This is a genomic window from Arthrobacter subterraneus (assembly GCF_900099735.1).
GTDB classification, from domain to species: domain Bacteria; phylum Actinomycetota; class Actinomycetes; order Actinomycetales; family Micrococcaceae; genus Arthrobacter_D; species Arthrobacter_D subterraneus.
Genome location: NZ_FNDT01000001.1, coordinates 692,882 through 699,297, shown reverse-complemented (window position 1 = coordinate 699,297; position 6,416 = coordinate 692,882). Strand labels below are relative to the sequence as shown.

6 protein-coding genes are annotated in these 6,416 nt (G+C 62.4%); 2 read left to right on the top strand and 4 right to left on the bottom strand.

Features of this window, described 5'->3' with window-relative positions:
• The 4 genes from BLS52_RS03265 to BLS52_RS03250 all read right to left on the bottom strand — a co-directional run.
• On the bottom strand, positions 1-256 hold a 256-nt coding region (locus BLS52_RS03265), incomplete at its 3' end, for a transposase (RefSeq protein ID WP_139186215.1).
• Positions 257-711: 455 nt separating this feature from the next.
• Positions 712-1,842, bottom strand: a complete 1,131-nt coding sequence (locus tag BLS52_RS03260; RefSeq protein WP_090584464.1) for a restriction endonuclease subunit S — start codon at positions 1,840-1,842, stop codon at positions 712-714.
• Entirely contained in the window at positions 1,839-3,446 is a 1,608-nt protein-coding gene (locus tag BLS52_RS03255; RefSeq protein ID WP_090584463.1) for a class I SAM-dependent DNA methyltransferase, read from the bottom strand. Before BLS52_RS03255 ends, BLS52_RS03260 begins: the two co-directional genes overlap by 4 nt.
• Positions 3,447-3,452: 6 nt before the next feature.
• Entirely contained in the window at positions 3,453-5,483 is a 2,031-nt protein-coding gene (locus BLS52_RS03250) for a hypothetical protein (RefSeq protein ID WP_090584462.1), read from the bottom strand.
• A 167-nt stretch (positions 5,484-5,650) separates the two neighbouring features.
• Between BLS52_RS03250 and BLS52_RS18440 the strand changes: the two genes are divergently transcribed.
• Together BLS52_RS18440 and BLS52_RS03245 are read left to right on the top strand one after the other, a co-directional pair.
• On the top strand, positions 5,651-5,797 hold the full coding sequence (locus BLS52_RS18440) for a zinc ribbon-containing protein (protein ID WP_175460071.1): 147 nt from the start codon (positions 5,651-5,653) through the stop codon (positions 5,795-5,797).
• Between the two features lie 118 nt (positions 5,798-5,915).
• Positions 5,916-6,416, top strand: a complete 501-nt coding sequence (locus BLS52_RS03245; protein ID WP_217636716.1) for a hypothetical protein — start codon at positions 5,916-5,918, stop codon at positions 6,414-6,416.

Sequence of the window (6,416 nt, the reverse complement as noted above, 5' to 3'; positions counted from 1 at the left end):
AGGCGACTGCCCGGCGCATGACTTCGGCTTCCTGTTCCAGAAGCTTGATGCGCTTTTTCGCTTCGCGCAGTTCGGCGGATTCTTCTTTCGCTGCCCTGGTTTTGGGGTCGTCTTCCTCGTCGGCTTTCTTCAGCCAGCGGTGCAGCGCGGCCGGTGAAACGCCGAAGTCCTTGGCGATGGTGGTCAGGGGTGCTTCGCCCTTGCGGGCAACCGCGATCACGTCACGGCGGAACTCTTCGGGAAAGGCCTTGGGCATGATGAACATCCTTCCACCCGCGAGGTTAATCCTCACAGGTCAGGAGTCAACCAAACCTTCAGCAGTCCCGACTGTTGCACAAAATTGCCGGTTCGATTGTGCAACGCGTTGCACGATTGCTGTTAATCAATGTTGCAACAGGCCGTTGCAACATTGTGGACGGCATTACACGGCCGCGGCGGTGGCCCGATGTTGCAAGCCACTCTTGCAACATCGCGCATAGGTACTTGCGACGTGCCAATTGTGCAAGCACACTTGCACAATTGGACTCGGAACAAGCCCTCTTTGGTTATGAGGGCCTGTCCGAATCGATTCAGCCCTCGCAGGCGTACTAATGTTGCAGATGGCGTCTGCAATATTGACTTCATGACCCACAGAAACTGCCTTGAGGTGCAGGTTCGCCGCTTCGAACCGGCGAACCTGCACCTCCTGGCAGTTTCTGCAGGAAACGCGGCTCATACCAGGCTCTCGACGCGGTCGAAGGCGTCCTTCACCCGAAGTTTGCCGGACATGAGCTGAGGGAGGAGCGCGTCGCGGGTGGTGGCCAAGACGCGGTTCTCGTGATCCATCTGCGCCGACACATCGAATAGCTCCATAGCTTCTTCGGTGAAGCTTTGCAGTTCCGTTGGTTCCGGACACCTCGCTGGAATTGCCAGTGCCTCGTTTCGGTTGAGTCCCGGAACAGCAGAGTCGGAGTTCATCTCGTCGAGTCGCAGCGATTTTAGTAGGAGGTAGGCGAACACCGGGCTGACATCGTCCCTCAACGGTCGGACCCAGTACGCCGTGTCGATCGGAAAGAACGAGGTGGGTGACCAATGCACAGCTCCAGCGGTTCCCTTTCGGCCCACCACAACGCCTGGACCAGAACATAACGCCTCAGCGTGCGTCCCCACGATGCCACCACTGCCATATACCGGAACATCTCCCGGCACACGCTTAGTCGCTGGGAGAGACTTGCCGTAATCCAGAGCGAGGAGATCACCGAGAACTACGGATGTCTGCGCAACTTTCATTAGGCGATGGAATTCCAATTGAACAAGGGTTGATGCGTCTGTGGCGAGTTTGGTGTTGGCGGCCATCTTGTCGTCGAGCGCGCCAAGCACCTCAACGATCGCTCGCTGAGCCGATGCGCCCGGTACAGCGATGGGCATTTTGTCGACACGCGTTATGTAGATGTGCTTGATAGTCGAACCATCCGAGTCGCTCTCCATGCGGCGCTGATATGCGGGTGCTTGTAAGAGGTATGAAAGAAATCGAGGCAGGATGGCAGAGTTGGGACGTAGTAGGGCAACGGATTGATTGATGCAGACATCGCTTCGGTCGCATACGGCGACGCGACCGATGCTGCCGTCTTTAGTAAGGAGAACGTCTCCAATCTGGGGACGGCTTTTGTTCGTCAACTTTGAGGTGAAAGCTTCACGGGAGGTATGACGAGCTGTGCCGTAGTCTATTTTTCCGCCTCGAATGTCCTTGGCAGTCAGCATGTACGGGCCAACGTCCGTCGTAGGCATAGGGTTTGTGAAACCGTAGGTGATCAAGTCGAGAAAGTCCCCCAGCGGACGAATCGTCCAGCCGTCGATGCTCACGAGACCCTCCCCAACTGCTCCCGCACCACAGCAGCCAACCGCTCCGACTCGTCGAACTGCTCGAACAGCTCCTTCTTCAGCCGCTCGATTTTCTCCTCGATCGGCTCGCCGTCGTCCTCGATCTCAGCCGAACCAACGTACCGACCGGGGGTCAGCGCATAGTCCGCAGCCTTGATTTCCGCCAAGGTAGCCGACTTGCAGAAGCCGGGTTCGTCGTCGTAATCAAGTCCGGACGAAACAGCGGAAGGGGACCCGCGCCAGGAGTGGTAAGCATTCGCAATGCGCGCAATGTCCTCATCCGACAGCGCACGCTCCGCCCGATCAACCATGTAACCCAGGTTCCGCGCGTCGATGAATAGCACCTGCCCGGACCGGTCAACCGCACCGGCGCTCTTGTCCTTAGCGAAGAACCAGAGACACACTGGAATGCCGGTCGACCGGAACAGCTGAGTCGGCAACGCAACCATGCACGACACCAGGTCCGCCTCCACGAGTTGCGCCCGGATATCGCCCTCACCGCCCGAATTCGACGACATCGAACCATTCGCCATCACCACACCCGCACTGCCGCCCGGCGCCAGCTTCGAGATGATGTGCTGAATCCAGGCATAGTTCGCGTTACCTGCCGGCGGGACACCGAACTTCCACCTCGGATCGCTCTCCGACCGCGCCCAATCCTTGATGTTGAAGGGCGGGTTGGCCATGATGAAATCGGCCTGCAGATCGGGATGCTGGTCACGCGCAAACGTGTCCCCCCACCGCGACGCCAGGTTCCCGTTCAGTCCGTGGATCGCGAGGTTCATCTTCGCCATCCGCCAGGTGCGCTCGTTCAGCTCCTGCCCGTAGACGGAGATGTTGGAACCCTCCTTGTTGTGCGACTCCAGGAACTTCTCCGTCTGCACAAACATGCCGCCCGAACCGCAGCACGGGTCATACACCCGCCCGTGATCCGGTTCCAGCACCTCCACCAGCACACGCACGACGCCGGCGGGCGTGTAGAACTCCCCGCCACGCTTGCCCTCCGCCCGGGCGAACTTCTCGAGGAAGTACTCGTACACCTCGCCGAGCAGGTCACGCGCCTTCGTGGCACCCTGTCCCGTGAACCGCGCCGAGTTGAACAGGTCCAGCAGCTCACCGAGCCGACGCTGGTCCACGTTGTCCCGGTTGTACAGCTTCGGCAGGGTCGCCGCGAGGGACGGGTTGGCCGTCATCACTGCGTCCATCGCCTCATCGATCAGCTGCCCGATCGACTTTGGCGGTGCCCCATCGAACGCGGGCAGCCCCTTCGCGTTCTCGGCCAGGAACGGCCAGCGAGCCTCCGCGGGCACCCAGAAGACGCCGCGTCCGGTGTACTCGTCCACGTCGTCGAGCAGGTCCGCAATCTGCGACTCATCGAAACCCTCGGCCGTCAGCTCCGCCTTGATCTGCTCGCGCCGCTCCTCGAACGCATCCGACACGTACTTCAGGAACACCAGCCCCAGGATCACGTCCTTGTACTGGGACGCATCCATGGAACCGCGCAGCTTGTCCGCCGCCTTCCACAGCGTGTCCTTCAGTTCCTTCATGGTGGACGGCGTCGCGTCGACCTTCTTCTTCGGTGGCACCAGGCCCTACCTTCCGCTCGCTTCGATATCCGTAAACTCAATGCCGTCCGTCTCCAGGACCAGACCGGCCAACTCTTCAATCCGCGCAAGCCGCTCCCGCGCCCGACTCTTTTCCTGCTCCAGTCTGCCCAACACCTCGCGCACCGGCTGCCGCTGAGCATCCGACACGCGGCGCACCGCCCGCTTCCGCCAGTCCGGCGCGGCAGCAGATTTCAGCGCGTGCGCCACGAGCTCCGGCACGAGACCGCCCGGGTCGCCGTCGTCGATCCGCAACACCCGAGCAGGGAAAACGACGACGGCGCCGCCCTCCTCATCGACCATCGCTGCGGTCCGCGGTGAAGTGCAGAACAGGACGTCACCGGGTTCCGTCCGGCGTGCCGACGGATACGTGGCGGCAAGCTCCAGCTGACCGATACGCCGGGTTCCATCCTCGAGTTCCCCGAGGAGCTCCGCCACCCCAAGCAGGCGGACGCCGGTGGTGCCCGAGAGATGCTCACCGTGGATCCGATGGCCGGGGAAATACCGCAGGCTGCGCGCCTCGATCGCTTCTCCGATCAGAAGCGGAGGCAGTTCCTTGCCTCCGCTGCGCACGGCAGCCGAGAGTGACAGCGAAGATTCGGCATCGTCCTGCAGCAACTCTTTGTCCTGCAACGACTCCGCCAACGCATCGATCCTGGCCAGGGCTTCCGCAGGATCGCTCGCTGTGCGGCGCGGCCTCAGTGCCGCGCCCGTCAAGGACCCCCGTGCGGTCAGCAGCGAGCGGGTCAGCACGATCCGCCCAAACCGGAAGGAGTGTGCGAAGACATCGCGGCGGCTTCCCATCGCCGCTGCGAGGTCGCCGACAAGGTCCTGGATGACGACGTCGTCAAGGGTGTGTGCAGTCAGGTCCGCCACCAGCGTCCAGCGGTCCGCGAGCGGAACGTCATGGTGGTCCTGCCCGAGAACCCACAGCGTGTGCTGCTGCCGCGGCTTGTTCCGCACCAGACCGCGGGGAAGGGCTACAGCGGCCCGGACCCGGCCGGACCGCAGAATGTCCGCGCGCCGCCGGTCCTCTGCCCGGTTGTTCAGTGCGGCGGACAATACCGACGACGGCGCCACCACCAGTGCGCGGTGGGTGTCATCCATCGAATCGATGAGCAGCTCGATCTTCGAGAGCATCTCAGCAGGCGCCATCGCTGGGTGCTGTTCGGAGGGGAACTGCGCGACGATGACAGACCCCTCCGGGAATTCGAGAGGGTCAGTGGTGAGTGGACGGTGCAGGGCGCCGTGCAGCCGCAGCCGCCGGTGTGCCAGGCGAACCGCCGGAACATCCACGAGCGGCGTCAACACGGTGACCGGTGCTGCCTCCGGTACGCGATGAAGGACGGCGCGAAGAACGTCTCCGGCGCTCGCGAAGGGATCAACCAAGGTGCCGTCCGCCGCCGGGTTCCCGAGCTCTATGGCTGAGGAGGCAAGGAGTTCAAGGGCGGATTGTTCCAGAGCGGTTGCAGCCTGCTCACGGAGATTCAGGCGGCGCTTTTCCTGCACCAGTTGTTCAAAAGCGGCGGCATTGCTGTAGGCGGAGTGCACGAGGTTGTCGCAGTAAGCGGCCGCTTCCGCGAGGTCACCTGTCCGCTCCAGGGAGTGAATCTCGGAGAAAAGGAACGCGTCATCCGGATCCGCCTCGTCTGCTGCATCCACCAGGTCCGCCGCCGACATACCCGCGAGCGGGTGCCCGAGTACCTCTCGCAGGGTAAGGAGTGCCGTGCACCCATGCAGCGCTGCCGCCTCTGAATGCTGGAAGGTGGCAGCGAAGGTGAAGGCACCGACGTCGTCGACTGCGGCGGGATTGTTTCCGCGCCCGGTGGCCGTAAGCCAGGCGACCACCTCGCCGGCGTCGAAAACTTCCCTGCCCTTGGAGTTTCCGCACACCGGCGGGAAAGGGAGGGCCGAGTCCTTGCTTCGGCTGCGCCACATCGAGACGACCGGGCGTTGCACACCGGCGAGCCGGGCAATGTCGGAGAGCGTGATGCGCTGATCCAGAGTTTCGGTGGTCATCTCGCTCCCTTCCTGCACAGAGTGACTGTGAACGAGTGTATGGGTGGCCAGTGACATTTACGTGCGAAGGCGCCGATAAGGGGGGTTATCAGCTACCGCCGGAAGCTGGGCGATGGAATCCGCCTAGTGTTCCACTCAGCACCTGAAAGACCGCTAGGGGGAACACCATGTACGCCATTGGAGAGCGACCGGGTATCGGCTCTTACCGCGATGAAGCCGGCCACACCATCACGCTCAACCGTCCGGCCGACGCCTTGCCGCCGTGCCCGCGCTGCACTCCATGGCGGATCACCACCTGGACCCGGGTGCCCTGACCCCGGTCGCGGGATGGGAGATGGGTGGGGGCTTTTCCCATCCCGCGACCGGCATTTCCACTTACAGGCGGAGCCATTCCACCGCCACCATCAACAACCAGCCAGAGGACGGACAAGGATGAACTACGAACAACCTCTCATCACGGACGGACCGGACCCAGCGGCAGCCGAATACGGTACCGCCGGTCCAGCAGAACCAGCGGTGACTTCGACGAATCGCGGTCGCGGGAAGGCATGGCTTGCCGGCAGCATAGGCGCAGCGGCCGGACTCATTGTCGGGGTGCTCGTAGGCCAGCTCGAGTTCGAACAGCAGTCTGCCGCGCTGTCTGACGCTGTGACTGCATGCGGCGTTGAGTCAACCGACGGGATCCTCCTCGGTGACGAGGGACAGAGCATCTCAATGCAAACGGAAGGTGCGGAGTCGTTCGGAGCACCGTACGAGGACGTGGCCTGTGTCCTGTTTGAGCTTGAGGTCCCGGACAGTATCGTGTCACGAATCGACTCAACCCGTGCGCTTGATGGTCGGCAGGAAGCCGAGTGGGAGAATTACTCCGCCTCATGGGGATACCACCCCGACAGTGGGCTCGACATCGTCGTCGAAATCAGCGACGAAAAGTGA